Genomic DNA, 26,376 nt, shown 5'->3' on the forward strand with positions numbered 1-26,376 from the left:
CTGTCATCCTGTGTAAAATAACGTTACCAAGAAAACTGTTTTTGTTTTTATAGTTTTCAGTTATGCTTTTTTGGCTGGGGGCGATTGCAATGAAAAACCGGATCATGAAAGGTTTTATAGAAGAGATTCGTGATAAAGGCATGAAATTCTCCATGGATGATTTGGCGAAGCGGCTTGGGATCAGCAAACGCACGTTGTACGAGCACTTCTCATCCAAGGTGGAAATTCTGGAAACAATCATTCAACAGTCCTTTGATGAGGGCGATGAAAAAACACAGCAAATTCTCGCAGACAACAGTCTCTCTCTTATCGATAAGATCAAAGGTGTCATGATGGTTTTACCGACACACTATGAATTTTATGATTTGCGCATCCTCGAACAGATGAAGCGATATTATCCTGAGCAATATGCCCAAGTCGAGGCATCTCTATCCGAGGATTGGCAGACGCTTCGCGTCCTTCTCGAGCAAGCGATTCGAGAAGGACTCATCGTCAACATGGACGTCACGCTCATGCTGAAGGTTATTGTCGATGCGCTGAATTCTACACTCGATCAGCGCTTTTACATGAAAAACCAAATTACAGTTTCAGAGGCGCTTTCCGCTATTGTAGATGTCCTCTTGTTTGGATTGGTACTAGCGGATAAAAGGTAACAAATGACTCGTGGTCACCACACCTACTTTGGAAGACCACGATATCGTTTTTTGCAAGAAAACCAATAAAACAAAAATAGTTTTTATAGTTAAGAGGTGTTCCATCATGTCCATTTTTACACAAATGACCAAACAACAACGAATAGGACTCTTGTTTGTCATCCTGATCCTTTTTATCGACATGCTGCTGTACAGCTTGTTGATTCCGATTGTTCCTTATTTTACGGAAATGCTTGCGCCCTCCTCTACCATGATGGGCGTGCTGTTTAGCAGCTATGCGATAGCGATGCTCCTCGCCACGCCGATTTTCGGACCGATATCTGATCGGGTCGGCAGACGTACCATGCTTTTGATCGGCTTGCTCGGCCTCGCCGCTTCCACATTATTATTTGCTTTCTCTGAAACAATGGCCTTGTTGATTACCGCGCGTTTCGTTCAAGGGATAGCTGCTGCGGCTACATGGCCAACTGCCCTTGCCCTCTTGGCGGATTTGTTCCCATCCAAAATGCGCGGAACTGTTATGGGAATTGCATTGACGGCGATTTCGACCGGTACATTGCTCGGAGCGCCGATTGGCGGATGGTTGTTTGAAATCAGTGGCCATCGCATGCCTTTCCTGGCAGCAGCAGCCTTTACCGTAATCAACATTGTGCTAGTCTACTTGTTCTTGAAGGAAGACGCGACGAGAACTGTCAGTGAAAAGCTTCATGTCGGTGGATTCATTCGCAATCCGCAAGTCATCTTTATCGCTGGAATCGTCCTGTTGGCTGAGATTTCCCTTTGTTTGCTGGAACCGACGTTGCCCGTATTTTTTACAGAGAAACTCAGTATGACACCGACAACGATTGGTCTTTTGTTTGGGGTTATGACACTCGCCTACGGACTGATCGCCCCCGTTGCCGGCTCCCTTTCTAGCCGCATGAATCCGTATAAGCTCATGTTTGGCGGAATCATGACGCTGGCTGTGTTTCTGCCATTTTTAGCGTGGGCGGACGCCCTCTGGCAGGCAATGCTCGCAATGGCCCTGATTGGAGCCAGCATTGGTTTCACCTTATCGCCTACCTTGGCTACGTTGGGGGCCATCATTGACCAAGGAGGAAGCGGTGCATACGGCACAGCCTACTCTCTTTTTAATATGTTTCACGGGATCGGAATGGTTGCAGGCCCACTGGCAGGGGGAATTTTGACGGATTTACTTCCTGTATCGTCTGCCCTCCTAATCGTCGCAGCATCCATCCTTGGCTTCGGCATTTTACTTTTTGTCCAATTAAAAGCAAGCAAATCCACCAGCCTCAATATCAAGGAAAGCGAGATGAAATTTTGAGCTTGTCTATTTGTGAAATTACGAAAGAAAACTGGCGGCAAATTGCCTGTTTGACCGTAAAGGAAGGCCAACACGCCTTCATCGAGAGCAACGCTTTTTCCATCGCCCAATCAGGTTTTGAACCGGAATGGATATCATGCGGTCTGTATGACAAGGACATCGCTGTCGGTTATGCCATGCACGGAATCGAAGTAGAGAATGGCCGAATTTGGCTGGATCGCTTTATGATTGATGGTCGCCATCAGGGTAAGGGGTACGCCAAAAAATTCCTGAACATGCTCGTTGAAGAAATGGGCAGACGCTACAGCTGTACGCGCATTTACTTGAGTATTCATCCTGAAAACGAGTTCGCTCGCAAGCTGTATGAGTCGTTCGGCTTTACCACAAATGGCGAGATGGATGGTCCGGAGGAAGTGATGATCCTCGACCTGACAACTGAATAGAAAAGGCACCTCCTCTGTCGAAACTGACGAAGGGGTGCCTCTTTTTGTCGCTATCTTTGATTATTACGTGCTTCCATCAGTCGCTTGACCTTCTCTGTCGGAGTCCAGCATTGAAATCGATAGTCCGGACGCGTCTCATAGGTTAGACGAGAACATCGATAGCTGACTCCCCCTGTCACTTTCTCCACGCGAAAATGAATACAGGTCGCACAGCAATGAAAGGCATTCTCTGTCTCCACCGTTCTCCCTCCCTTACTTCCCCAGCTTCCACGAAAACATCGAGAGCTGTTCGTACCGCTCCCCTTGCTGCTCGGCAAAATTCGAAAAGCCTACGCCCACCAATCGAACCCCTGCTGTATAGTCAAAGGCGTCGAGTAGATCGTCCAACAGCTCCTGCCAATTGGCCCCGGCTACAGCCTTAAGCTGCTTGGTCCGTTCGGTAAAGTCCGCGTACTTGATTTTCAGTGTAATCGTTTGGGGCTCGACGCCTTCTTCGCGGATGTCCTCTTCGACCTCACGCAAGAGGGAGGTGGCAATCGGAGCAATCGCATCCCTGTCAAACAAATCAAAGGGCAGTGTCGTTTCGCGGCTCAATGATTTCGGCGCGCGGTCCATTTCGATTTCGCGATTGTCTTCTCCTCTCGCCCGGTAATAGAGGGAACGACCGAACTTCCCAAATAAGGTAGTGGCCTCCTCGAGTGAAAGCCGCCAAAAATCTTCTACCGTCTCAATCCCCTTTTTCGCAAGCAGCTCTTGTGACTTTTTGCCGACTCCATGCAAGGTGCCAATTGGCAGAGACCGCAGCACATCCAATGCCTGCTCAGGTCGGATGATTACAAAAGCATCTGGCTTTTTTAAATCACTGGCAATCTTAGCTAACGACATATTGTAGGAAAGTCCGATGCTGCAAGTAAGTCCGGTCTCCCGCTTGATTCGCCTCTTGATATCGTGGGCGATGGGGACCGCATTTTCATAATGGGACACGTCTAAATAAGCCTCGTCTAGACCCACTGTTTGATAACGCTCTGTATAAGAAGTAAAGATCTGTCTGATTTCAGCAGATTTTTCGATATAACGGCTATAGCGGACAGGTAAATAATAGCCTTGCGGACATTTTTTCCTCGCCATGGCGACGGGCATTGCGGAGCGAACACCGTATTTGCGCGCCTCGTAGCTACAGGTCGATACGACACCTCGATTGCCAGTTCCCCCGACAATGACCGGCTTCCCTCGCAGTTCGGGGCGATCTAACTGCTCTACACTCGCAAAAAATGCGTCAATATCCAAGTGAAGAATTTTTTTCATAGGGATACCCACCAAACATACATTCTCATCCCTATTATCCCTGTTTTGTTCCATTGACGCAAGCGAGAACGTCCTAGGCTTGGTTTTCGATTACCTGTAGCAATTCTGATACTGGAGGATTTCCTTTTTTGGCATATAAGATCGTTCCGTTTTTTCCGATGATGTATACGATGCGTTGCTGGAAAAACAACCCGAGAACTTTTCCAACATTGTACGCTTTTCGAATGAATTCATCTTCATCCATGATCAACGGAAATTCATAACGGAACTTATTAGCAAACGAGCGTTTCTTGTCCATGCCACCTGGATTGACGCCAAAAACAACGGTGTTTGCTTGTTCGATTTTGGTGTAGTGATCCTGCACTACACATAGCTGTTTCGTACAAATCGGGGTATCATCTCCGGGATAGAAGATGAGGACGATAGTTTCCTTTCCGATGTGTGCTGCAAGATCAATGGTTCCTTTCGTGCTCATCGCCGTAAAGACGGGAGCAAAATCTCCGACCTTTAACATTTCTCTCACCTCTATGCTCCGTTTACAGGGGCTATTGGAATGTCAACATTCATTCTCCCATCCCGATACTTTGTGAACGGATCTTTCTCCTCCCCCATAATCCATACCTTTCCTTCCCATACATGTACGGTTTCAGCATATTCAAATCTTTGTCCACTCTGCTCAACTTCAACCTTCATTTCAAGAAAGGCAGTATGCCCATCTTCGTATCTAATCTTTGTGATCTCAAAGTCTTTCATTTTATACTGTTGAGCTTGTAAGAAGGCGACCTTTTTCATATAAAATTCTTTCGCTTCCTGGTTACTTAACGTTGTCCCATCAACTGGGTGCCTGCCGTTTGCATCATAAAGATAAAGCATCTCAAAAGCGGTTAGGTAGTCTTCATCAATTAGCGCTTGATAATAATTTGTGGTTATCATTTTCATTTCACGTTCAGCAAAATACTCTGTGAAGAGGAACCTCGGAAAAACGAGTAGAAAAAGCAAAATAACAACAATTATTTTCTTCAAAAACTCACCTCACAAAAATCCATTCTCTTACGTGAAATTCGATTCTGCCTGTCATTTATCCTTGTTTCACTACTGTGCAGAGATAATAGTGATTTAGACTAATTAATAAAGTATTAGACTGGATAATAAAGTTCTAGACTGGCGGCCAAGTTAAACGAACGGGCAGTTTAACCCGAATATGGACTAAAGGAAAGGCGTTGCAAATAGAGAATCAATAGATGACAAGAGAAGTGGGACGAGGCGAAGCCAAGATGCATCTGCTCTAAGCGGAGAGGGCTAGCATTTCCTGCAAACATCTCTCCATTCGCACAGACAAACCTCCCCCCATTTTCATATGGTAATGCTGTAATACCATAACTGTTAATGGAGGTGTTGAGGTGTGAGTTCAATAAAGGGAACAAAACGAAAAAAAGCTACGATGACCATGATCGCCGTACCAACCATAATCGTAGCCGGGGAAACATCGAATCTCTCGGGACAAGTCAAGGTGAACGGACGTCCTAAAGCAGGGATCGTAGTCGTTTTTGCAACCGAAAATACTTTTGGTGTCGTAATTCCTGCCTTTACTATTACAGACGCCAAAGGAAATTTTACGGCAAAATTTAGATCGTTTATCAACCCTGATCAACCTGGATTCAGAGCAGTTATCGTCACCGCTGCACTCCCTTCTTTTCCTGGAGTCTCCGCTTCAAGTGTAATTGCAATCCTTCGAGGGCCGGGGTCTCGGAATAGGGTAAAACGACGGAAGACAGTCCAACGGAATTCAGCAAAGGTAAGATCGGTTGGTAAAACAAAGCTCGCCTTACGAAAATGAAGCCCAATCCATCCACTCATGTGGAGTGTTACTCACTGTTAGTGCGTAAGGACAATTAAATCGTAATGACGGAACAAGTGGAAGCTAAGCAACTGCTGGAAGAGTAACTGCTAAAGTAGATTGAGAAACTGCTGTATTCACGAATGGGAAGGGAAATGATTCCAGTTGGAACAGATCAATGGAGCAGTCTAAGTCTGTATTATTTCGTTTAAATCCATGGATTGTTTCATTCTGACGTATAGTCTAAAACTTTTTTCAATTACCTGGTGATTTAGAAGACCGAGACCTCTTGCACCATAAGGGGTTCCGGTCTAAAACTCTATTATCACTGAACAATTACGCTTCTACCATTGACATGTGCAACCGCACGGGGAAGCCTTCCCGCATGCAAAAAACCGCTCTAGGCAATCCCAGAACGGTTTCTCTTATTTCTATTCTAGTTAGTCGCTTGCAGCTTCAACTGCTTTACCCGAGCAACAAATGCCTCGGCAATCTTCAACATGTCGTCGTCGTGTGCCCACATCCGTTCTGGATGCCACTGTACGCCTACATGTAGCCCGTCGAGGCTTTCCATCGCCTCAATCACACCATCAGCCGCGCATCCTGTGACTTTGAAGCCCGGTGCTATGTCTTTGACCGCTTGGTGGTGAGAGGTGTTCACGAGCACCTCTGTCATTCCGAGGGCATCCGCTACAAAGCCAGGTTGCAGCGTAATTTTGTGCGCCCCATATTGCCGTGAACCCTTCTGCGCATGCTGTAATGCTCCTGGTACTTGGCTCGGGATATCTTGAATGAGGGTGCCGCCACACGCCACATTCAAAATTTGCATCCCGCGGCAAATGCCCAGGATTGGCTTTTTTTGCTCCAGCGCAATCTTGATAATCTCCAGCTCTGTGATGTCTCTCTCGTAATTGATATCGCCCAGCCCTTGCAGCGGGTCTTCTCCGTACAAATGCGGCGATGGATCTTCACCACCGGACAAAATCAAGCCGTCCAGGGATTCGATCATGTCACGAAACGGAGCATCCTGAATCGTCAGCAGTGGCAAGATCAGTGGAGTACCGCCACAGCGCGCAATTCCGTTCACATAGCCTGAACCTACATAGAAAAACTGGTCGAGATCATTCTTCGGAAAATACATTTTCGTACATGCCACACCAATGATCGGACGCACGCCAGTCACTCCCTCATAGACTTATGATTACTTTTGATTGGAAGCGTACTTGAAGTCGATGAACCCGAGTGCATCTACTCCCACATCTTTTACGCTATCCTGCTTCACCCACGCATAGGTGAAATAGTAGATTGGCAACGCAGGCATTTCATCCATGACGATTTGTTCCGCTTTTTTGAGGATTTCCTTGCGCTTCGCTACATCCCCTTCTTTGGCAGATTGCGCGAGCAAATCGAGGAACTCCTTGTTTTCCCATTTAGATGTATTCAGTCCACCCTTGAAGACTTCCAGGAAGTTAATCGGATCGTTGAAATCGCCAATCCAGCTACCACGACCGATGGTGAAGTTTCCTTGCTTCATGTCCTCACGGTGAACCTTGTTCTCTTTGTTAACCAGTTTGACTTCAATGCCAAATGCTTTGCGCCATTGATCCTGGATGACTATCGCAATACGTGAATTGACCTCTGACGTATTGTATGCAATCGTGATCGGTGGCAACTGTTTGATCCCCGCTTCTTTCATACCTTCCGCCAAGAGCTTCTTCGCAGTCTCTACATCACCGTCTTTGATGTAGCCCTCTGGCGTAAGTGCCATGGTCGGCGGGAGAATCCCCGTCGCTGGCGTGCTCTTGTATGGTACGACATTATCGGAGATTTCCTGACGACCCACTGCCGAAGCAAATGCCTGACGAATCTTTCTGTTGTCAAACGGCTTTTGCTTCGTATTGAAAATGTACCAGTACGTACCCGCTGTCGCTTGAGCTTGCATCTTTCCGGATTCTTTCAGAGCGTCCAGCGCATCCAGTGGCAAATCGCCAAGTGGTGAACCTGCCCAATCCAGATCACCTTTTTCAAACATCGACAGCTCCGTATTGGCATCCTCGATCATGTTCAACGTCAGCTTGGACAATTTGACAGCGTCCTTATCCCAGTATGAATCGCTCTTTTCGAAATCGATCTTTGATTTGTGCTCCCAATTTTTCAAGCTGAAAGGTCCGTTTGTTATGTACGTCTCTGGCTTAGAAGCCCACTCTTTGTTGCCCTCAACCGCTTTTTTGTTTACCGGGAAATAGGTGACAGATGCAACCAGTTCCGGGAAAAACGGTGCCGGGTTTTCCAGCGTAACAACCAATGTCTTGTCGTCAGTTGCCTTCACGCCGACATCTTCGGCTTTTGCCTTGTTAGAGTTAAAAGCTTGCCCATTTTTCAAATAGTACATCTGGTATGCGTAACCAGATGCGGTTTTTGGGTCGAGAACTCGTTTCCATGCGTATTCGAAGTCATGAGCCGTAACCGAATCTCCATTGGTCCATTTGGACTCCCGCAGATGGAAGGTGTACGTGAGACCATCAGCGGAAACCTCGTACTTCTCTGCGACCGCCTCTTTCAGCTCGCCTTTTTCATTCAAGCGCAGGAGGCCATCAAATGCTGCACGGGCAACAGATATCGAAGGGATATCTTCTGCCAGTCCAGGGTCGATCGTGCTTGGCTCACCAGAATTCAGGTTGACCTGCATCGTTTGAGGGGCGCTACTCTGCTCCTGCTTTCCACCTGTCGTCTCCACCGTGGTGCTTGCTTGCGGTGTTCCACAACCAGCGAACGCTACACTGGTTAACAGAACAGCACAAAATGATAGTTTCTTCCACTTACGCAACAGCAAAACCCCCATCTTCGGAATAATTCTTCTTGATTGTTAGGAGCATGACTAAATAATATTATCTTGAGAAAATTTTGTCTACATCGAAACAAAAGGAGATGGGTCTACATGTTATCCAGCCTTTTTGCCCAAATTTCCAGTCTGACCAAGGACGCCGGAGGGGAATGGGGAATCTTTTTCGAAGATTTGCAAACCGGTGAAACCTTATCCATCAACGAGGATCAACGCTTTTATGCAGCCAGTGTAATCAAAGTCCCGATCATGACTGCTGTTTTTGCAGAGGCGTACGCAGGCAAGTTTGCCTTAGAGGACAAAATCAAGCTGCGTACAGAGGATCTCGTTGGCGGTGCAGGTGTTCTTCAGCATATGACTCCCGGTACTGAATTTACGATTCGCGATCTGGTTACCCTGATGATCATCCAAAGTGACAATACAGCGACGAACATGATGATTGATCTCGTCGGAACAGAGAGTATTCGCAACGCGATGCAAAAAACCGAAATGACAAACAGTCACTTCTACAACAAGCTCATGGTCATTCCAGCTGAATTGGAAGGCTACAATGAGGTGACGGCACAAGACATGGGAAGCCACCTCCGATACTTGGCAACAGGAAAAGTCATCTCCTACGACAGCTGTTTAAAAATGGTCGTAATCTTGAAGGCTCAGCAGCACCGTGACCGCATCCCTTTTCTCTTGCCCGATCCGGACGGTGATGTGATCGGGATGATTCCGAAATGGGAATTCGCCAACAAGACTGGCTCTGTGACCAAAATCACGCATGATGTCGGCATTCTTTACATCGGTTCTCATGCTATCACCTTGTCCATTTTAAACAAGGGACTTGAACAGAAAGATGCTGCCAACGTCATGGCGCAAATCGGCAATCTCGTTTATCACGGATATAGTCAGAAAGCGTAATCCATGTGGCCTGCCATCTCCATTGGCGGGCTTTTTTCTTTGAACCGTTGCATGAGAAAAAACAAGCAGGCATTCCTTTCGCAAAGGAACACCCGCTCGTCATCGACTTATTCTTTTTCCAAAATCAGCTTGGCGACGTTCATCGCGCTAGAGAAAGACAGTTCAGAAAGCTGGCCTTGTCCTTCACACCAGTCACCCGCGAAGAACAGGTTGCGGTAATCCGGCATGAAAACTGGCATTGGCTTCTGATTCATGGTCCATTTGATCTCCTGTACGACTGCACGAGCAGAAACGCGCGGCACAACCAGTTGCTCACGCCAGCCTGGGAAATGCTTGTCATACAGGTTTTCAATCTCTTGTTTGCGGATTTCGGCCGCTTCCTTGTTCCCTACTTCATCCTGACGCATGTAAGCAGTCGCCTGCAGCAACTGCCCGCCTTCAGGTACACAAGTACGGTCATAATACGAAATATCGGTAATGAAAATATTGTTTGCTTTTTCGTAGATGTAGGAGTACGGTACGTCAATGCGCTCTTTTAAGCCAATGTCATACACCATAACAACTGTTGGCTCGTATTCAGCATGCTGGGCAACCGCATGTTCCAGGCGCGTCTCCGCAAAGACCTTCGCCATCTCCTTCGGCGGAATACAGCAAATAAATTCATCCGCCGTAAATTCGCCCTCCGGTGTCACCACTCCAACCACACGATCATTCTCTACTCGGAACTTTTCTACTTTGGTTTTGATCAGAATCGTACCCTGATTGGCTTCAATCACACGCACGAATTCATTGATCAATGCTTGCCAGCCACCACCGATATACGCTACCGGTTTATTCGTTGTAAACAAACGGCTGTAGTAGGAAAAGAAAACGTCAGAAGGAATCTTTTCAGGCTCACGTGTGAAGAAGTTAGAAGAAGCAAGCGTCAACATCATTTCTCGTACTTCTTCGTTGACTTGCTTTTTCTCCATCCACTTTTGAATCGACATATGTGGATGGCCTTTCTCCATTTTTAGCATCGTTTTCAAAATCTCAAACGTGAACAATACTTTGTCCAAGCCTTTTAAGAGCTTCGTTTGGAAAAGTCCTTGTACATTCGCCGGAACTGCAGTCAGATCGCTACCAATATCGTACTTGGCTTTTGTCGGATTGAAATCCTGCCAATCGATGTTCAGACCCAATTCTTTTTCAAACGTTCTCAAAACGGAGCTGTCGCGAGCATAAATGGCGTGGGCACCGAAGTTGAAGTTAAATCCTTTGATCTTCAGTGTAACGGCACGTCCACCCAATTGACCGCGTTCCAAAACTGCAACTTTTTTGCCTTTCGACGACAGGTAGGCGGCACTGGAAAGACCAGCAAGTCCCCCACCTACAATAACAACGTCATAGTGATTGGTTGTCATACACAATCTCCCCTACGCACTAGCGATGTTGAATACATAAGCTAAACCCTATCCTAGTCTAAGGGATGGATAAGGTGGAAGTCAACTATTATTGAACTGTGTCTATTTTTATACTGACTTATACCAATATTTACCTAATAAACCAACTTGTTTATCGCTCTTCTTGAAGCAGTATGCCCTGCTATTCGCCGTATATCCAACCAACGAAAATACGACAAAAAAGCCCTCTCAAGCAGTAATCTGCTCGATTGAGGGCTCTTACGCAACTGGAAGCAGCGAACTAATCGTTTCGGCGAGTCATTTGCTGCCAAACGGTACCACTAGCCGCCTCGCCGCTTTCAATGCGCTGCACGGCCATTTGGACTTGCAAGCTGACCTCGAACTCAGGATCGTTCTGTGCGGCACGCAAAGCATCCAAGGCAGTGTCATCCCCCACCTCAAACAAGTAGCGAGCAGCGCGCCAGCGTACCAGCTTGTTTTTATCCTTCAGCGCTTCACACATCGGCAGAATTGCGCGCGTGTCACCTAAGTCAGACAAGGTATCCCCCGCTGTGCGTCGTACAGAGACGGAATCATCGCGGAGCGCTTCAAACAGCAGCGAGAAAACATCATCGCCACCGATCATGCCCAGATACACAACGGCCAGCCTGCGAATCGACGGTTTGCCATCACGAAGCGCTTTTTCCAAAACAGGCAAATCCTCTTCAGTAGGCTCCATTCGATCCAGCGCTTCATATCTTTTTTGCCAATCCGGATCATCGAGCATCTCTAGCGTAACGACTTTCTTTTCACGCACGACTGGCTCTGGGGTTTCCCCGGGACCAAGCGCCATGGCCTGTTCCACGATTTCTTCCACGCGGCTCTCCGGATAGGAGGCATCGACTTCCAATGCGACCTCCTCGCCAATCTCACGCAAATCGCCGTAACGCACACCATGCTCGACCCATTTTCGCTCCATGATGAGGTTGGGCGAAGCAGATCCTGCACGTACGGCTGCCTGTCCAAAACGCTCTGGCAGCGCTGCACGGATCTGTTCCGTTCCCATGGTCACCTTGACCTGCATCGGTACACCGCGGAACATTTGAACGTACACTTGCGCCTCTCCAAATGCCCCCGCATCCTCCGCAGACATGTCAGGAACAGCCGCTCCTCCACCTGCTTGCAATACCTCGCGCGCGGCAGTCAAAATACGCTGCCAATCTGCATTGGACTTTCGCTCCAGCGCGAGAAAATCTGCCGTATGAAAAATGGAGGTGACCCCTTCGATCTCCAAGAGCTTATTCATGCGTTCTGGTGCTTTACTCGCATCTTTCTTTGTATAGACATGTTGGACCCCATCCGGCAAACGCTCGTCTACATTCAGCTTCATGACGTTTGGACTCGGCGTCGGTTCGATGGACAACAATTTCATATTAAGTCACTCCTTCCCTTCTATCGTAGCATGGAACCCGATTCGTTTTCCAACCCGCGAGCTGTACAAATGCAGTTTGACAATTACAACTCCAGCTTATAGTAATCGTTCGCTGATTTCACAGAAAAACCGCATGATTCATACAAGCCCAATGCCTTGCTGTTTTCACAGGCTACCTCAAGTGACACGTGCGGATACCCTTCCTCCTCCAGGAGTTGGATTGTTTGGGCCAAAGCCTCACGTCCGTAGCCTTTCCCCTGATGATCCGGGTGGACACAAAATCCATAAATGAATGCCTTGCCTTCATTTTTCCTGACACTTATTTTGCCAATCGCCTGTTCGTCAACTACCATCAGATATGTACGGGATTTCGGGTCTCCTGCCATATTCTCTGACATCTCTCTGGCGCGTTCTTCCTCTAATTGAAAGCCATGGACATTCAGCCAGATCAATTTTTCGAGATCATTGGCAGTCTCCGCGCGGAGGTGTACATTTCCCAAGAGGTTTCCTGGTTGCCTCTCCCCCAATTCCATCCAATATTCCGAGAATTGATAATCCCCACTGATGCGCTCCATGTATGACTTGCCGCTCTGCGAATCCCGCTGAACGATATATAAATGCGAGGGGATGCCTCTTCTTCTGCATTCGTCTACGGCTTTTGCTTGCATTGCTGTAAAGATGCCATTTCTTCTAAAAGCTGGATGGACCATTCCGCTCACTTCTGCCTCGCCACTGTGAAACACATAGAGTCCAAGAAACCCGACCAGCTTTTCGTTCACATAACAAAGGAAATCTTCTTCATGCTCCCCCGAACGCTTTTCCAGCATACTCGGGTTCACTTTGAGATCAATGCCATCCTGCTCGTTACATATTGCAACCAGTTCTTTAATGTGTGCCAGTTCCTCTGAGGTGAGTGTTTTTCTTGCCATGATCGTATACGTCAAAGCGAAGCACCCTTTCTACTGTTAGAAGTAACGTCTCTGCATTTCAGCAATGGTTTCTTCCAAATTATTGGCGACCTGCGGAATCGAATAGCCTACGTAAAGAGGCGAGGTAACAAACCTCGGAACCACTTTGGCGATCAGCTTTTCTCCCCAATGGTAAAAGAAAAAATTGTAGCTTTGGTTACGAGGATTGACATGAGTCAGTATCCAATGTGCTAAAATTTGTAAGTAGTCTGCCATTTTCGGCAATCGATCAAAGTCCGATAGAATGACATTGTATTCAAAAAAACCTGCACGCGGATGCGTAGACAGATTGCATTCAATCCCTCCCTCTTGATCGATGGTCATGCCAATAAAATCACTGTCTTTTACCTGATCCAGATAGTTGTAATCATGTAATCCCACGATCTGCATGTGCGGATGACGAATGCTCCCTCCGGAATACGGGCCGTGGTTTTTGAAAAACAGAACGGAACGATAAGATTTGCTTTGCTCCATTTCCAGCCACTTCTCTACCCCGAATGCCAGTAATGCTCGTACATGCTCTATGGAATAGACAGACCAATCTCCTTGGCAATCATCCGTCTCAATCAAAACAGTTTGATGTGTTTCCTCCAGAACAGGGAATTTGTTCATGAGCCAGATCATGGAGCCCCGCTGCTCCAAAACATCGGTGAGACTGTTCCGATCACAAAAAGGACAAGCCGTTTCTGTGTTGTTTACACTCACTGGCTTTTTTCTGCCTATTTGCATGTTAAAGTGCAAGTGCGTACGCTTCATTCCCTTGTCCCTCCACTTTTTGCTTACTTCCACTTTACACGTATTTCCTGGGAAAATCATGACGTTTTTGCCCAGACAACACTTTTGAAACCTCAATTGGACTGCCTATTTTTCAATATCTGTGGCGTTTGTTTCTTTTTTTATCTCAAATGTTTTACATACAATGGAAAGCAGTGAAACCTGGAAAGGTGTTGGAATTAGATGGAAAAATCATTTTATTATCCTGTTAGCTGGAGCGAGGCCCAACATTACAAAACGTTGCTTGATCAAGAAGGAGTCCCTTATGAAATTCAATCCCCGCTCGATTTGCCTGTCTTGGAAGAAGGTAAGCTTGCTATCGTCTTTCCTTCCATCCCTTTACGGATGTACGTCTGGGTGCGAACCTTGTTCTATCGTGACGGCCTGCGCTATCCAGATACGTTTTCGTTAGATTTCAAACTACATTAATCAAGAGGGGAAAGGTACCGGTTTCGTCGGTTTTCATAACATAGTAACAGCGGCATTTCGTATCGTTTGTGGAGGAGGTGAAGAAGCTGCCGTCCTACAACATCCGCATCTCGATTGCGAAGCTACGTCTCGATCTGTTCGATGGAAATAGACTCATCCGCTCCTTTCCTGTTGCCTTGGGCAAAATTGCCACATCGACGCCACGAGGGGATTTTACCATCGTCAGCAAAGTCCCCTATCCGAATTCCTATCCGGGAGGTCCTCTGAGTGTATTCGGAACCATCTGGATGGGACTAAGTAAGCCACACTACGGCATTCACGGCACAAACGATCCTTCCTCTATCGGCAAGTATGTATCTCATGGCTGTATTCGCATGTTCAATGAGGACGTGAATGCTTTGGCAAAAATCGTGCCCATTGGTACGCCCGTTCGAATCAGACAGCAATAAACGTAAACATGCAAAGACCCGCCTCTCTAATTCTAAGGCGGGTCTTCTTTACATAAGATGAGTCTTTTTCGTTCTTTCTGCTTCCGTCTCATCCGATTCCAAGTATACAAGAAATCTTCTTGCTTGCTTGTACATGATCGATAACGTCATTTCCCTGATCTTATTCATGATCACTTCTTTATCCTCTGGATGCACTTCGGAAGAGAGCTGTTGTTCTTGCAGCTCTAGGTAAGACATCACCCATTCCGGGTCTAACTTATAGGCAGGCAACGACAGCGACTCCTCTACTCTAGTAATCTTCTCTAGTCTACAGGTGGAAGCGTCGCATTCCCAGCCCTCAATTACTGGCTACACCACTAATTATTTCCCTTGCTCCAATTCCTCTACCATTGCAGATAATTCCGCCCAACGCTCAATGGTTGCTTCCAGCTCTGTCGCCACTTGCTGTTCTTCTGCATAGAGCTTTTCAATTTTGCCATAATCGCTGCCAGACGCTGCAATCTCTTGCTTTAGCTTGACGCTGCGCTCTTCCAAAGCCGCGATCTTGCCTTCAATCGCATCCCATTCCTTCTGATCTTTGTAGGACAGCTTGCGCGTGCGGTTGTTGCCGCGATTAGTCCCGCTGTTGCTTTGCGCCTTTTCTGCCTGTTGATCCGCTTCTTGTACCTGTGTTGCCTTTTCCTGACGTCTATCTTCCAGGTACTCGGAGTAGTTGCCGTAGTACTGACGAATATTTCCTTGCCCCTCAAAAGCAAACAAATGGTCAACGGTACGATCGAGGAAATAGCGGTCATGCGATACCGTGATGACTGCGCCAGGGAACTGCTCGAGATAGTCTTCCAAAATACTGAGCGTCTGAATATCCAAATCATTCGTAGGCTCATCTAAAAACAGCACATTCGGCTCTCCCATCAGCGTACGAAGCAGATAGAGACGTCTGCGCTCTCCCCCAGACAGGCGGGAAATCGGTGTCCATTGCATATGCGGAGAAAACAGAAACCGCTCCAGCATTTGCGAAGCCGTGATCGACTCCCCGTTGCTCGTCTGAATGACCTCTGCCGCTTCCTTTACATATTCGATGACGCGCAGCTTTTCGTCCATCTCGACGCTATCCTGCGTGTAGTAGGCGATTTTAACGGTCGTCCCGATTTCCAATGAACCGCTATCCGGTTGAATTCTTCCTGCGAGCATGTTCAGGAGTGTCGTTTTTCCACTTCCGTTTGGCCCGATAATTCCCACACGATCACCCGGCAGGACAATATAGCTGAAATCGTTGATCAGTTTTCGCTCACCGTACGCTTTATTGATGTTTGTAAGCTCGATCACCTTTTTGCCGAGACGACTGGCCCCGAGTGCCATTTCCATCTTGGCAGCAGGTCCATCTACGGCTTTATCTCGTAACTCCTCAGCCCGTTGCACACGCGCCTTTTGTTTGGTCGTCCGTGCTTTTGCTCCACGACGCAGCCATGCCAGCTCGCGTCGAAGCAGATTTTGCCGCTTGCTTTCTACGGCCGCTTCATTTTCTTCACGCTCCGCCTTTTTCTCCAGGAACATCGCGTAGTTGCCTTCATAGCTGTACAGCTTGCCGCGATCCAGCTCAAATGTACGGTTCGTCACGCGATCCAGGAAGTAACGATCATGAGTGACGAGCAGCAAAGCGCCCTTGTAGCGGGACAAATACTCTTCCAGCCACTCGACTGTCTCATTGTCAATATGGTTCGTAGGCTCATCCAAAATGAGTAGGTCTGCTGGTTGGATCAAAGCACGTGCCATTGCTACCCGCTTTTTTTGTCCACCAGAGAGCTCTCCTACCTTTTGCGAGAAATTGTGCAGGCCAAGCTTGGTCAGGATCATTTTGGCTTGCGTATTGCTCTCCCACGCATCAGCCGCATCCATCCTATTTTGAACAGCAAACAATCGCGCCTGCTTTTTCTCGTCGTCAGGCGATTCCTGAACAGCCTCTAGCGCTGTTTCATAATCACGCAAAAGCTGAATGAGTGGAGAATCGCCGTAAAATACTTGTTCCAGTACGGAGGAGTTTTCGTCAAAATCGGGGTTTTGCGGCAAATACTCCACATGGAAATGATTCGCGTGAACAATTTTCCCGCTATCCGCTGTATCCAGTCCCGCCACGATTTTCAAGAGCGAGGATTTTCCCGTACCATTTACACCGATCAGACCAATGCGCTCTTGCTCGGCAATATGAAAGGAAATGTTATCAAACAATACTTTTTCTCCATAGCCCTTGGAGAGGTTTTCTACTGATAATATTTGCATGAGCGTCACCTGTACTTTTCTATTTGCTTATCGAGAAGCCATATGAATCTTACACTCGATGGTATCATGTTTTTCGTGCAAGCTCTAGGGTGATTCAAATGGATCGAACAAATATTGGAATACCGTCTCATTAATGGTAAAATATTGAATAGTCAGTAATAATGACACATGTACGAAAATAAAATAGGAAGCGTCACCAGTATGAAGACGGGGCAACGAGCCCAAGCAGAAGAGGCGTACTCTTTTCATCGAGCACGCCTGCTTTTATTCGCCTAACGATTGTCCTACCCTTTGCAGTACTTCGCCGATCGGTTCATTTTGGATGACCTCATCTGCCCACGTATCCAATGGGGTTGGTTCCTGATTGACAATGACCAGTTTGGCTCCTCTTTCTTTCGCATGCTGTGGAAACCAATTCGCGGGACTCACGGTAAGCGAAGAACCTAATACGATGAACAAATCGGCTTGTTCGGTCCACGAGATGGCCTGATCGACTTGTGATTGCGGCAAAGATTCGCCAAACAGGACAACACCCGGACGCAAAAATCCACCGCAGGCGCAAATCGTCCCTTGCTCCTCCAGATAACGTGAATTGGCATACTCGGTCCCGCAGGCATGACAGCGGATTTTCGCAAGGGAGCCATGGAGTTCGGCTACAGCCAAGCTTCCCGCCTCTTGATGAAAGCCATCTACATTTTGTGTAATGATCCCATGGACCAATCCACGCCGCTCCCATTCAGCTAAGCATTCGTGTCCGGCATGTGGCTTGCAAGACAGTAGAGCTTGAATGCGCATCTGATAAAATTCAACAAACGCTTCCCGATTCTCCATCATCGCGCGTGTACTCGCGAGCTGCATCGGATCTTTGCCGCGCCATAGTCCAGACTGTGAACGAAAATCAGGCAAGCCACTCTCTGTCGACATGCCTGCTCCGGTGAATACAACGGTAAAAGAAGATGTCCGCAACCAGTGTGCCAGATGATCCATTATGGCCTCCCCTTCTTCTTTGAAAATGTTCTTCTCCTGATTGTAATAGAAGAATGCCTGATTTGGGAGACCTACCCATTAAGACACCATCTGTCTTACCATTCAATAGGATGGATAAACGGGTTGTGGCGGATATCCGGTATGATAGGGATTCGTGCCATATTGCGGATAAACGGGCGGCTGTTGATAGATTGGGTGCTGCCCATAACCACCCTGCTGCACGTAGTTGGCATCGTAATAACCGTAACTGTCTGGCAACTGGCTCGAGTAGCCATCGTACGGGTACTGGCTTGTGGCAGTTCTATCTGGCAACTGCCCCTGCTGCTGACATCCTACGGGTGGGCCAATCACGACTGTTTGGGTAAGAGGCGCAAATGTTTCTTTTACCTTTGCTTCATCTAAACAATACGTATGTGCCCACACACTTGCTGGAGTCAAGCGCAAAATATCAGAGCCAAAGATCACCTCTGGAACAGGCGCATCAAAAATAGCCAGTAGATGCGTATCGTCTGTCAAAGCCATTTCATAATGCCACCAGCCCTGCGGGATGTTGGCAACTTGTCTCGGTTTAATATTGTAATTGAGCAATTGATTGGTAAAAGGATTGATTAAGGACACTATCGCCTCACCAGCGATGCAATACACCAGCTCCGCTGCATTTTGATGAATGTGTGGCTCGACAACATTGCCCGTTGTCAGGAAAATATCCAACAGTGAGCTGTTGCCCAATGTATTTAATTGTGCGATCCCCAAGGCATCGATGAAATTCCGATCGTCCTTTTTGAAAAACAGATTATTTCTCATATCGTACGTGAACTGAGTATTTGGCGATGTATAGTCGCGATAGGAAGTAGCCATCTATCGTATGATCCTCCCACCTTATGGGTATTTGACTCATTATGCATCTCTATTCCCGTTCACAAAATATGTGCCCCCATTTAATGAGACACACCCTTTCACCCTCCACTTTGCACAAACATATCCTACTAAAAGGTATAGCGGGTAATCGAGGAGGGTGATCTTGTTTGGCTACTTATTTGGTCTCGGACATACATGGTCAGAATCAGGCTTTTCAAAAGGCGCTACGGGACGTTTCCTTCTCTCCCCAGGCTGGTGATCGTCTGTACGTATTGGGGGACATGATCGATCGAGGACCTGAATCAAAGGAAGTATTGCTCGATCTACTCGCTCTTCGGCAGGCGTATCTGAACCAAATCTATCTCATAAAAGGTAACCACGAGCAAATGCTCGAGGATTGGCTGTCTGGCAACGGCAATCCGGAGTTATACCTGCGCTACAATGGCGGCGATGCCACCATTCGTTCGTTCTTAGGGAATCACCCGCTTCGGCGAGCTTTTCTTAATCGGATGCCTTCTTTTCAGGAACAAGAAGAAGCGCGGCAATTGATCCTTTCTCGCTATCCAACCATTTTGCCAGCCTTATCTTCTCTTCCTTTGTATATAGAGCTGCCAGCCGATCCGCGAACAGGAGCTCCAGCCGCCCTTTTGGTACACGCAGGTATTCAACCCGGCATTCCCTTGCAGGAACAAAATCCGCATGATTTACTATGGATTCGCGAGCCTTTCTACCTTTATTATGATGGAGAACTCCCAGTCATCTTTGGCCATACCCCTGTTCCAGGCTTACCTCAATACACAGGCAGCGGTCCTTGGCGCAGAGACAATATCGTTGGCATTGATGGTGGCGCAGGGTATTGGCGAGGCGTCATGCTCGTCGAATGGCCTTCTCTTCAATCCATGTTCGTACCGATTCGTGATACGCATTCCTCTCCTCAAGTACGACTCTACTGATCATGCTCGGGAAAACGGGGAACGTAACGTACGGGTGCTCCTACCTGCTGCAAGCGCATCGGGTAGTACAGCCAGTGGATGAAGGAGACAAGCCCAATCATTCAATGAAAAATTATTACTTTTTATAATCAACTTTCGATTTGTAATATGTTAAGATATGAACGAGGTGTTTATATGAAACGTCAGCAAATTGTGGAACAAGCCATGTTTGCCGCATGGGGAGTCTCCCTCATCGCAACAGGAGCCAGTTTGTTTTTTTCAGAGGTGTTAAAGTACATACCGTGTGACCTGTGTTGGTACCAGCGAATCTTGATGTACCCGCTCGTCATCTTGCTCGGAGTTGCCACCGCGAAGAAAGATGACAAGATCGCATCGTACGCCTTGATTCTCTCCATCATCGGAGGACTCACATCGCTGTATCATTACTCCATTCAAAAAATACCTGCCTTACAAGATCTGGGTAGCGCTTGCGGCATTGTGCCATGCAACACGGACTATATTAACTGGCTAGGGTTTATCACGATTCCGTTCCTTGCTCTCATTGCCTTCACCTTGATCAGCATCCTGCTTGTCATCGTAATGAAAAATGCAAAGGAGAAATGATTCATGAAGAAAGTTATCTTTCTATCCATCCTTGTGGCTGCGCTCCTGATTGGTGCGATCGTGTACGCAGATATTTCGAACCGTCAACTTGCGGAAGGAAACCCTTATGGCAAAGACAATTTGCACCCCGCCACTCTTGAACAATTGAGTGATCCGCTGTACGATAATCTCATTATGCCTAATGACCTCAAAGCCAAGCTTGATAATCAAGAGGACGCGTTTGTTTACTTTTACAGTCCGGTTTGTGAGCATTGCAAAGCAACTACCCCCGTCCTTGTACCGATTGTGAAAAGCTTGGACATCGATATGAAAAAGCTCAACTTGCTCGAATTTAACGCCGGCTACGGTGAATACAACATCAAATTCACCCCAAGCCTCGTTCATTACAAGGGCGGCAAAGAAGTAGCTCGTCTCGTAGGTGGACGTGAGGCAAGCGAGTGGAAAGCATGGCTGGAAGAACAGAAAAAATCATAACGTACGATAGCCTCCCTCGCCTTTTTAGGGGAGGCTCTTTTTATTTTTGGCATGCGTGACAATTATGTGAAATCTCACTTCTCCCCCGGTGGAAATAGCCCGAACGAGTCATTAGGCTTTTCCAGTTATTTGCCTATAATGAATACTGGGGATAATCCTTGAAAACGGAGGTAATCGCATGACCCTCACTTATTTCATTGAAACCTTTGGCTTTCGGGCGACATGGAATCCAGAGCTGATTCTTTTGACTTTCTTGATCGGTCTGGCTTATTTCTCGCTGATCGGACCATTACGCCAAACTTTTCAAGATTCCACACCTGTTACACGCAAGCAAAAGACTTTTTTCACTCTCGGCTTACTTGGTTTTTACTTTAGTATGGGAAGTCCTTTGAACGTAGCTGGGCATTTTTTGTTTAGCGCCCACATGCTGCAGCAATCGTTGCTCTATCTCGTCATGCCCTTGCTGCTCTTGGCAGGAACCCCGTCATGGTTGATCCGCGGCCTGTTCTATCGCCGGGGGCTCAAGCTATTCATGCGCATAGCGAGTCACCCGATACCTGCTATTCTCATGTTCAATGCCCTGTTCTCGTTTTACCATATGCCTGTCATTTTAGACTTGGCAATGAACAATCTGGCCCTACATAATTTCGTTCATTTACTGCTGCTGGTGACTGCCATTTTGATGTGGATGCCTGTTATCGCACCGATTCCGGAAATTCACCGCCTGTCTGAACTGCAAAAGCTCGCCTACATTTTTGCTAACGGTGTTTTGATTACACCTGCATGCGCACTGATTATTTTTTCAGCAACACCGTTGTATGCGACATATGTAGATGGTCCTTCCATGCTCTGCGCGCCATTCTTTTCCACGCCGATCGACAAGTCGATGTTCTCCGTTCCACTGCTCCCTTTGGAGGATCAACGGCTGGGTGGAATCGTGATGAAGCTCATGCAGGAGCTGACGTACGGAGTCGTCCTGGCTTACATCTTCTCCACTTGGTATCGAAAAGAAAAGAATCAGGAAGAGGACGGCCTCATGACGCCTTAGCCAAAAAGAATCAGAAAGGAGGCGCTATACACACGTGAATATCGCCCCTGCTACCGCTATCCGAATCAGACGGTTGCTCTTGTTGTTACCCGTCCTTGTCCTTGTTGCTCTTGTCGCTTCTTGGGTTTGGTTCGGGCCTAAAAACGCCCAGGCGAAATTACCTGATGTGACTCTGCAAACCATCGATGGACAGTCCTATTCGCTAGCACCGCAAAAGAAAACGTTTCGCTTGGTAGAGCTGATCTATACCCGTTGCCCGGATATTTGTCCCACGACAACGGTAAAAATGGTTCAGCTGCAAAAGCGCTTGCTCGAAGCAAACTTGATGGGCCAAGGCGTTGAGTTTTTGACCATCACGATTGATCCGCAAAACGACACCCCAGATGTCATGCGCTACTATGCCCAGCAGTTGGGGATTCAAGAAAATGGCTGGACCCTGCTTCGGGGTGATGACGCAACGATCAAAACAGTTACAAATTCGCTTGGCTTTTTTGCCACTAAGATGGATGATGGATTTATCTCTCATACATCGAGTACGTATCTCGTGGATGATAACAATGCCGTCATTCAAAAATTCGGCATGGGTGACGATTTCGATCCCGAACAAATTTATCAGGAACTGTTGAAATTGAAGAAGGAAGGGTAATCCAACATGAAACGTACGATGATTCTGCTCTTATCCATGCTTATGCTCCTTTTAGCCGCTTGTGGAAAAGAGAACGAGCAACAAGTTTTTCAACCCGGAGCCCCCGTTGAGGCTGCCTTTACATTGGAACCAAAGGAGCTTGTAGCGGGCGACACAGTTACCTTCTCCGTTAAAGTCACACAAGAAGGCCAACCCGTGGATGATGCCAAGGAAGTGAAGTTCGAATGGTGGAAAGATGGGCAAGAAAAGCATGAAACGATCCCGGCTTCGCTACAAGGAGACGGTGTTTACACGGCCCAACAAACCATTAATGAGCCTGGTTCTTATTTTGTCTACTACCATGTAACGGCACGAGATTTCCACAATATGCAGAAGACACCGTTTACCGTAAACAGCAAGACCGGAGCGACGCCATCCGCACCTCAAGCTGACGCAGGTCAGTCACACGATCATGGGGCGGCAGGTCACGCGAATGCTGATACAATTGATTATCATTTCTCTCCCGCTGACAATATTCAGGTAGCAACCCCAGCGGCTCTCACTGTTCATTTGATGAAAGACAACAAAGCGTTTGACAAAGCGACAGTCAAATTCGAATTCTGGCGGGGAAATGACGAGAAGCATAGCTTCGTCGATGCAACGGAAACCGCAACAGGCCAGTACGCAGGCAACGCTCAGTTCCCTACTGCCGGAGATTACACAGTGAAGATCCATGTGGAAAAAGGGGACACACATGATCACAAGGATTTCTCACTTTCAATAAAATAGGGATGCAAAATAAAACGGCCATCCTCCCAAGGAATGGCCGTTTTGCTTGTAAATTCGGTTAGCAAGTAAAATAGGCGATTCGCCCCAAGTCTGTCCCGTAATACTCCCATCGATATCCTGTCCAGCGGTATCCAGATACAGAGTTACGACCGACATGGACGGGGTAAAACCAGAAAGAGCGACCATTTCGTAGCCAAACGTATGTGTAACGATATAAACAGGGATAGAATCCTCCGGCATCAATCCGGCGTGTTCCGCCATAGCCTCTTGCTCCCGGTGCACTTGGCGTCCTGCTGGGTGGAGGACCTGATGGTGGAGGGGGGAACCCTCCCGGTGAACCGGGGGAGCCTGGTGAGCCGGGAAAACCTGGGGAACCATCTCGGCCGCCAGGTGGAAATTGATATGACATGACGTGTCACCTCCTACTAGTCTCCCTATAGGAAATGCAGCAAACGCACAGATGGTATGTGCGTTTGCCCGCCGTCATTCACCTATTTTTTCCGCAATAGCCTGTATACAAATCCGCAGATGTCCCCACTCTTTCATCCATTCCCCGTGCTTCGTTTGGCAGATACCCTGCACAAAAATTGTACAGTCTCTCCCATTTTCAACCGATTCGATCCTTTTACGAGAAATGCGGTATTTGGCTTCAGCTGTTTTGCTAGACGACGATGCAAGCCTGCCTTACTCAAGCAATGCCTGACCCGATCTGCCGGAAAACCGGAGCGAATCGCTGCTCTGGCAATATTCCTAGCACTTCTTCCTAGCGTATATAAGTAGTCTACATTTTTTTGACTCAAATATTTCCCGACATCCTCATGACCTTTCACGTCGTATTTGCCCATTTCCAGCATACTGGCGAGCACCGCGATCTTTGTGGTATGCCCTACCTCGCTTAACACATCAATCGCTGCCTTGGCCGCATCTGGATTCGAGCTGTAGGTATCATCCAGCACCTGAATGTTGTTCGCGAGCCGATAGCTCATTAGGCGTTTTCGCTGTCCGCGAAACTGACTTAACCCGCGACGAATATCCTCGACGGGAATCCCCATCGTATGCGCGACTGCAATAGCAGCCAATGCATTGTACAAATTATGCTCTCCGGGAATAGGGACAAAAAATGACTCCTTTTCTCCACGCAAAGAACATTCGAATCGAAACCCATTGCCCTCTATTTTCGTTCGCCCCGCCTTATAGTCCGCCTCCTGCTCCTTGCCAAATGTCACGACTTTTCCCGTGAACGAACCTAGATAAGGCTGTTGAACGAACGTGCGAGAATAGGGACAGTCCCCATTCAGAAAAATAGTTCCCGTGGGTTTCATATGACGAATTAACTCCGTTTTTGCTAACGCCAGCTGCCTGGCATCACCGCCAAAATTTCCGATATGAGCCGTGCCAATATTGGTGATGACTCCCATCGACGGCTGGATGATTTTGCAATGCTGTCGCAAATGACCACTTCGATAAATACCATACTCAAGCACTGCGGCCTTGTGCTCGTCCCGAATTCTTTTGGTATGCGCTCTTGTATTTCCCAGGAAGTTCTTGTTGTACATCGATTTATATGTGGGCATGCGTAGATTCAGGATGGTATAGATCATTTCCTTTGTCGTGGTCTTCCCTGCGCTTCCCGTCACAGCGATAACTGGCTTGTCGAGAATCAGTGTCTTTAACGGTACAGCAGCTCTTCTCTTCTTTTTCATGGGCATCACCCCTTTGCCTCGTTCTCTTCTTCTCTCGATCAGCTTTCCTATTGTATGAACGACATAGACAGCCTGTATAGACCATTATCTATGAAAACGTTCCGCTACTATCCAAATCAGACAGACGACTTCTGGAATAGAGTAGGAGGGGAGGTGAAGCGCATGAAAAAGAAGGCCACCATCGCCGCTGTAGGCGACATCCTGATGTGGAAAGAGCAGGTGGCAACTGCCAGACTGCCTGGTACAGATCAATTCTCTTTTACGGATATGTTTCATCCCGTGACACCGATTCTCTCAGCAGCTGATCTCACGATTGGCAATTTAGAAACCACCTTTTCCGGGAAAACACAGCCCTATCAAATCGGTTCGGCACGAACCGGTTACCCTCGCTTCAACTGTCCAGATGAATTGGCTCGGGACTTGAAAACATCGGGATTTGACGTATTGACTACAGTGAATAACCACTGTCTGGATGGCGGGGTAACCGGACTATGCCGAACCCTTGATGTTTTGGATCGATACAAGCTCGCTCATACCGGAACCTATCGAAGCCCCGAGGAGGCAAATACCTACCTGATCAAGGAGGTAAACGGCATTCGCATCGCTATGCTTGCATACACCTACGGGACAAACAAGCAGGTGATCCCCGCTCATACGCCATGGATCGTCCGACTTCTTCATCTTGACACGATATTATCCGACCTGAGAAAAGTCCGTCCTCTCGTCGATGTTGTGATCATCTCCCTTCACTTTGGGATTGAATTCCGCTATACACCGACGACTCGCCAGCGACAGCTCGTACAAAGCCTGCTCGACAACGGTGCTGATGTCATCCTCGGAGCTCATCCACATGTTCTACAGCCTGTGGTCACCCCGAGTATCACGACTGCTCAAGGAACAAAGAGACAAACACTAGTCGCGTATTCTTTGGGCAATTTTACATCAGAGAAAATGCTCTCGTTTGATCAATCTCAGTGCGGAGCAATCCTGCGATTTACTGTCGAGAAGGATGAGCGGAATCAGATTTCACTCGACCAAATTTCGGTCATCCCGACATTTTCGCAACGATATGTAAGTCAAGGGCGCATTTGCTTTCGTGTCATCCCCATGCGTTCCTATTTGAAGAGCCCTGACCTGTATGTACGACCCCTGCAGAGAAAAAAGCTCCAGTTGCTGTGGAATCGCGCCGTCCGCATCATAGGCAGGGCGCGGGGCGTATTGATTGAATAACACAGGAGCAAACGAGGGAGCGGGCCGTTTGCTCCCCGCCCTTCCTCCGTTCCTACATAGACCACGATTGACGATTCACAGA

The 26,376-nt window shown here is 47.6% G+C and carries 30 protein-coding genes; 13 read left to right on the top strand and 17 right to left on the bottom strand.

Features of this window, described 5'->3' with window-relative positions; translation table 11 throughout:
• The first annotated feature begins 89 nt into the window (after positions 1 to 89).
• From E8L90_RS12945 to E8L90_RS12955, 3 genes are all read left to right on the top strand, one after another.
• Positions 90 to 653 (top strand): TetR/AcrR family transcriptional regulator, encoded by a 564-nt coding sequence (locus tag E8L90_RS12945; RefSeq protein WP_137029752.1) that lies wholly within the window; start codon positions 90 to 92, stop codon positions 651 to 653.
• A 106-nt stretch (positions 654 to 759) separates the two neighbouring features.
• Positions 760 to 1,977 carry an MFS transporter gene (locus tag E8L90_RS12950; protein ID WP_137029753.1) on the top strand — a complete coding sequence of 406 codons (1,218 nt, stop codon included), beginning with the start codon at positions 760 to 762 and terminating at the stop codon, positions 1,975 to 1,977.
• Entirely contained in the window at positions 1,974 to 2,420 is a 447-nt protein-coding gene (locus tag E8L90_RS12955) for a GNAT family N-acetyltransferase (RefSeq protein WP_137029754.1), read from the top strand. The genes E8L90_RS12950 and E8L90_RS12955 overlap by 4 nt, the downstream gene beginning before the upstream one ends.
• Positions 2,421 to 2,470: 50 nt before the next feature.
• Here E8L90_RS12955 and E8L90_RS12960 read toward each other — a convergent pair whose 3' ends face one another.
• The 7 genes from E8L90_RS12960 to E8L90_RS12990 form a co-directional block, all read right to left on the bottom strand.
• Complete coding sequence (locus E8L90_RS12960; RefSeq protein ID WP_137029755.1) at positions 2,471 to 2,659, bottom strand: hypothetical protein; 189 nt, start codon at positions 2,657 to 2,659, stop codon at positions 2,471 to 2,473.
• A gap of 13 nt (positions 2,660 to 2,672) precedes the next feature.
• Positions 2,673 to 3,725 carry a DNA polymerase IV gene (locus E8L90_RS12965; RefSeq protein ID WP_137029756.1) on the bottom strand — a complete coding sequence of 351 codons (1,053 nt, stop codon included), beginning with the start codon at positions 3,723 to 3,725 and terminating at the stop codon, positions 2,673 to 2,675.
• A gap of 73 nt (positions 3,726 to 3,798) precedes the next feature.
• Positions 3,799 to 4,239 (bottom strand): peroxiredoxin, encoded by a 441-nt coding sequence (locus E8L90_RS12970; RefSeq protein ID WP_137029757.1) that lies wholly within the window; start codon positions 4,237 to 4,239, stop codon positions 3,799 to 3,801.
• A gap of 11 nt (positions 4,240 to 4,250) precedes the next feature.
• Positions 4,251 to 4,748, bottom strand: a complete 498-nt coding sequence (locus tag E8L90_RS12975; RefSeq protein WP_137029758.1) for a hypothetical protein — start codon at positions 4,746 to 4,748, stop codon at positions 4,251 to 4,253.
• Positions 4,749 to 5,108: 360 nt separating this feature from the next.
• Positions 5,109 to 5,366, bottom strand: a complete 258-nt coding sequence (locus E8L90_RS12980; protein ID WP_162309076.1) for a hypothetical protein — start codon at positions 5,364 to 5,366, stop codon at positions 5,109 to 5,111.
• 632 nt (positions 5,367 to 5,998) lie between these two features.
• Positions 5,999 to 6,736, bottom strand: coding sequence for a gamma-glutamyl-gamma-aminobutyrate hydrolase family protein (locus tag E8L90_RS12985; protein ID WP_137029760.1), 738 nt, complete (start codon positions 6,734 to 6,736; stop codon positions 5,999 to 6,001).
• Positions 6,737 to 6,763: 27 nt separating this feature from the next.
• Positions 6,764 to 8,389: a peptide ABC transporter substrate-binding protein gene (locus tag E8L90_RS12990; RefSeq protein ID WP_137029761.1), complete on the bottom strand. Its 1,626-nt coding sequence runs from the start codon at positions 8,387 to 8,389 to the stop codon at positions 6,764 to 6,766.
• Positions 8,390 to 8,500: 111 nt separating this feature from the next.
• On the opposite strand from E8L90_RS12990, the gene E8L90_RS12995 reads away from it, so the two are divergent.
• A complete protein-coding gene (locus tag E8L90_RS12995) occupies positions 8,501 to 9,313 on the top strand; it encodes a serine hydrolase (protein ID WP_137029762.1) in 813 nt (270 codons plus the stop codon).
• Positions 9,314 to 9,420: 107 nt separating this feature from the next.
• Here the strand turns inward: E8L90_RS12995 and E8L90_RS13000 are convergent, their stop codons facing one another.
• The 4 genes from E8L90_RS13000 to E8L90_RS13015 form a co-directional block, all read right to left on the bottom strand.
• A complete protein-coding gene (locus tag E8L90_RS13000) occupies positions 9,421 to 10,716 on the bottom strand; it encodes a phytoene desaturase family protein (RefSeq protein ID WP_137029763.1) in 1,296 nt (431 codons plus the stop codon).
• A 280-nt stretch (positions 10,717 to 10,996) separates the two neighbouring features.
• Positions 10,997 to 12,127 (bottom strand): virulence factor, encoded by a 1,131-nt coding sequence (locus E8L90_RS13005; protein WP_137029764.1) that lies wholly within the window; start codon positions 12,125 to 12,127, stop codon positions 10,997 to 10,999.
• 83 nt (positions 12,128 to 12,210) lie between these two features.
• Positions 12,211 to 13,071, bottom strand: coding sequence for a GNAT family N-acetyltransferase (locus E8L90_RS13010; protein ID WP_137029765.1), 861 nt, complete (start codon positions 13,069 to 13,071; stop codon positions 12,211 to 12,213).
• A 21-nt stretch (positions 13,072 to 13,092) separates the two neighbouring features.
• On the bottom strand, positions 13,093 to 13,851 hold the full coding sequence (locus E8L90_RS13015) for a DUF4931 domain-containing protein (RefSeq protein WP_137029766.1): 759 nt from the start codon (positions 13,849 to 13,851) through the stop codon (positions 13,093 to 13,095).
• 201 nt (positions 13,852 to 14,052) lie between these two features.
• On the opposite strand from E8L90_RS13015, the gene E8L90_RS13020 reads away from it, so the two are divergent.
• Together E8L90_RS13020 and E8L90_RS13025 are read left to right on the top strand one after the other, a co-directional pair.
• Positions 14,053 to 14,298, top strand: a complete 246-nt coding sequence (locus tag E8L90_RS13020; protein ID WP_007727802.1) for a hypothetical protein — start codon at positions 14,053 to 14,055, stop codon at positions 14,296 to 14,298.
• A gap of 77 nt (positions 14,299 to 14,375) precedes the next feature.
• Positions 14,376 to 14,747 (top strand): L,D-transpeptidase, encoded by a 372-nt coding sequence (locus E8L90_RS13025; protein ID WP_137029767.1) that lies wholly within the window; start codon positions 14,376 to 14,378, stop codon positions 14,745 to 14,747.
• Positions 14,748 to 14,795: 48 nt separating this feature from the next.
• Here the strand turns inward: E8L90_RS13025 and E8L90_RS13030 are convergent, their stop codons facing one another.
• The 4 genes from E8L90_RS13030 to E8L90_RS13045 form a co-directional block, all read right to left on the bottom strand.
• Positions 14,796 to 15,017, bottom strand: a complete 222-nt coding sequence (locus E8L90_RS13030) for a hypothetical protein (protein ID WP_088906829.1) — start codon at positions 15,015 to 15,017, stop codon at positions 14,796 to 14,798.
• Between the two features lie 90 nt (positions 15,018 to 15,107).
• Positions 15,108 to 17,024, bottom strand: coding sequence for an ABC transporter ATP-binding protein (locus tag E8L90_RS13035; protein ID WP_137029768.1), 1,917 nt, complete (start codon positions 17,022 to 17,024; stop codon positions 15,108 to 15,110).
• A 264-nt stretch (positions 17,025 to 17,288) separates the two neighbouring features.
• The gene (locus tag E8L90_RS13040) at positions 17,289 to 18,011 is read right to left on the bottom strand and encodes an NAD-dependent deacylase (protein ID WP_137029769.1); all 723 of its coding nucleotides are present in this window, start codon (positions 18,009 to 18,011) and stop codon (positions 17,289 to 17,291) included.
• 102 nt (positions 18,012 to 18,113) lie between these two features.
• On the bottom strand, positions 18,114 to 18,869 hold the full coding sequence (locus tag E8L90_RS13045; RefSeq protein WP_137029770.1) for a cupin domain-containing protein: 756 nt from the start codon (positions 18,867 to 18,869) through the stop codon (positions 18,114 to 18,116).
• Positions 18,870 to 19,036: 167 nt separating this feature from the next.
• Here E8L90_RS13045 and E8L90_RS13050 point away from each other — a divergent pair, with 167 nt between their 5' ends.
• The 6 genes from E8L90_RS13050 (at position 19,037) to E8L90_RS13075 (ending at position 23,361) form a co-directional block, all read left to right on the top strand.
• Entirely contained in the window at positions 19,037 to 19,822 is a 786-nt protein-coding gene (locus E8L90_RS13050) for a metallophosphoesterase family protein (RefSeq protein WP_137029771.1), read from the top strand.
• A 174-nt stretch (positions 19,823 to 19,996) separates the two neighbouring features.
• Entirely contained in the window at positions 19,997 to 20,425 is a 429-nt protein-coding gene (locus E8L90_RS13055; RefSeq protein WP_137029772.1) for a disulfide oxidoreductase, read from the top strand.
• A gap of 3 nt (positions 20,426 to 20,428) precedes the next feature.
• The gene (locus tag E8L90_RS13060) at positions 20,429 to 20,899 is read left to right on the top strand and encodes a thioredoxin family protein (protein ID WP_137029773.1); all 471 of its coding nucleotides are present in this window, start codon (positions 20,429 to 20,431) and stop codon (positions 20,897 to 20,899) included.
• Between the two features lie 178 nt (positions 20,900 to 21,077).
• Positions 21,078 to 21,947, top strand: a complete 870-nt coding sequence (ctaG, locus tag E8L90_RS13065; protein WP_137029774.1) for a cytochrome c oxidase assembly factor CtaG — start codon at positions 21,078 to 21,080, stop codon at positions 21,945 to 21,947.
• Positions 21,948 to 21,981: 34 nt separating this feature from the next.
• Entirely contained in the window at positions 21,982 to 22,593 is a 612-nt protein-coding gene (locus E8L90_RS13070; protein ID WP_137029775.1) for an SCO family protein, read from the top strand.
• Between the two features lie 6 nt (positions 22,594 to 22,599).
• Positions 22,600 to 23,361 carry a FixH family protein gene (locus E8L90_RS13075; protein WP_137029776.1) on the top strand — a complete coding sequence of 254 codons (762 nt, stop codon included), beginning with the start codon at positions 22,600 to 22,602 and terminating at the stop codon, positions 23,359 to 23,361.
• Here E8L90_RS13075 and E8L90_RS29910 read toward each other — a convergent pair.
• Both E8L90_RS29910 and E8L90_RS13085 read right to left on the bottom strand, forming a co-directional pair.
• On the bottom strand, positions 23,350 to 23,622 hold the full coding sequence (locus E8L90_RS29910) for a hypothetical protein (RefSeq protein ID WP_162309077.1): 273 nt from the start codon (positions 23,620 to 23,622) through the stop codon (positions 23,350 to 23,352). The two genes, E8L90_RS13075 and E8L90_RS29910, sit on opposite strands and share 12 nt — an antisense overlap.
• Positions 23,623 to 23,903: 281 nt before the next feature.
• Entirely contained in the window at positions 23,904 to 25,070 is a 1,167-nt protein-coding gene (locus E8L90_RS13085) for a UDP-N-acetylmuramoyl-tripeptide--D-alanyl-D-alanine ligase (RefSeq protein ID WP_137029778.1), read from the bottom strand.
• 156 nt (positions 25,071 to 25,226) lie between these two features.
• Here E8L90_RS13085 and E8L90_RS13090 point away from each other — a divergent pair, with 156 nt between their 5' ends.
• The gene (locus E8L90_RS13090) at positions 25,227 to 26,294 is read left to right on the top strand and encodes a CapA family protein (RefSeq protein WP_137029779.1); all 1,068 of its coding nucleotides are present in this window, start codon (positions 25,227 to 25,229) and stop codon (positions 26,292 to 26,294) included.
• Positions 26,295 to 26,376 lie beyond the last annotated feature (82 nt).

Origin of the sequence: Brevibacillus antibioticus (assembly GCF_005217615.1) — a bacterium.
GTDB lineage: Bacteria > Bacillota > Bacilli > Brevibacillales > Brevibacillaceae > Brevibacillus > Brevibacillus antibioticus.

Excerpts from the sequence above, each read along its gene's own strand:
- E8L90_RS13090 (WP_137029779.1), top strand. The coding sequence starts at position 25,227 with ATGAAAAAGAAGGCCACCATCGCCGCTGTAGGCGACATCCTGATGTGG.
- E8L90_RS29910 (WP_162309077.1), bottom strand. The coding sequence starts at position 23,622 with ATGGCGGAACACGCCGGATTGATGCCGGAGGATTCTATCCCTGTTTAT.
- E8L90_RS13040 (WP_137029769.1), bottom strand. The coding sequence starts at position 18,011 with ATGGATCATCTGGCACACTGGTTGCGGACATCTTCTTTTACCGTTGTA.
- E8L90_RS13045 (WP_137029770.1), bottom strand. The coding sequence starts at position 18,869 with ATGGCTACTTCCTATCGCGACTATACATCGCCAAATACTCAGTTCACG.
- E8L90_RS13005 (WP_137029764.1), bottom strand. The coding sequence starts at position 12,127 with ATGAAATTGTTGTCCATCGAACCGACGCCGAGTCCAAACGTCATGAAG.
- E8L90_RS13015 (WP_137029766.1), bottom strand. The coding sequence starts at position 13,851 with ATGAAGCGTACGCACTTGCACTTTAACATGCAAATAGGCAGAAAAAAG.
- E8L90_RS12965 (WP_137029756.1), bottom strand. The coding sequence starts at position 3,725 with ATGAAAAAAATTCTTCACTTGGATATTGACGCATTTTTTGCGAGTGTA.
- E8L90_RS12995 (WP_137029762.1), top strand. The coding sequence starts at position 8,501 with ATGTTATCCAGCCTTTTTGCCCAAATTTCCAGTCTGACCAAGGACGCC.
- E8L90_RS13000 (WP_137029763.1), bottom strand. The coding sequence starts at position 10,716 with ATGACAACCAATCACTATGACGTTGTTATTGTAGGTGGGGGACTTGCT.
- E8L90_RS13060 (WP_137029773.1), top strand. The coding sequence starts at position 20,429 with ATGAAGAAAGTTATCTTTCTATCCATCCTTGTGGCTGCGCTCCTGATT.
- E8L90_RS13020 (WP_007727802.1), top strand. The coding sequence starts at position 14,053 with ATGGAAAAATCATTTTATTATCCTGTTAGCTGGAGCGAGGCCCAACAT.
- E8L90_RS13055 (WP_137029772.1), top strand. The coding sequence starts at position 19,997 with ATGAAACGTCAGCAAATTGTGGAACAAGCCATGTTTGCCGCATGGGGA.
- E8L90_RS13075 (WP_137029776.1), top strand. The coding sequence starts at position 22,600 with ATGAAACGTACGATGATTCTGCTCTTATCCATGCTTATGCTCCTTTTA.
- E8L90_RS13085 (WP_137029778.1), bottom strand. The coding sequence starts at position 25,070 with ATGCCCATGAAAAAGAAGAGAAGAGCTGCTGTACCGTTAAAGACACTG.
- ctaG (WP_137029774.1), top strand. The coding sequence starts at position 21,078 with ATGACCCTCACTTATTTCATTGAAACCTTTGGCTTTCGGGCGACATGG.
- E8L90_RS13035 (WP_137029768.1), bottom strand. The coding sequence starts at position 17,024 with ATGCAAATATTATCAGTAGAAAACCTCTCCAAGGGCTATGGAGAAAAA.
- E8L90_RS12945 (WP_137029752.1), top strand. The coding sequence starts at position 90 with ATGAAAAACCGGATCATGAAAGGTTTTATAGAAGAGATTCGTGATAAA.
- E8L90_RS12950 (WP_137029753.1), top strand. The coding sequence starts at position 760 with ATGTCCATTTTTACACAAATGACCAAACAACAACGAATAGGACTCTTG.
- E8L90_RS12970 (WP_137029757.1), bottom strand. The coding sequence starts at position 4,239 with ATGTTAAAGGTCGGAGATTTTGCTCCCGTCTTTACGGCGATGAGCACG.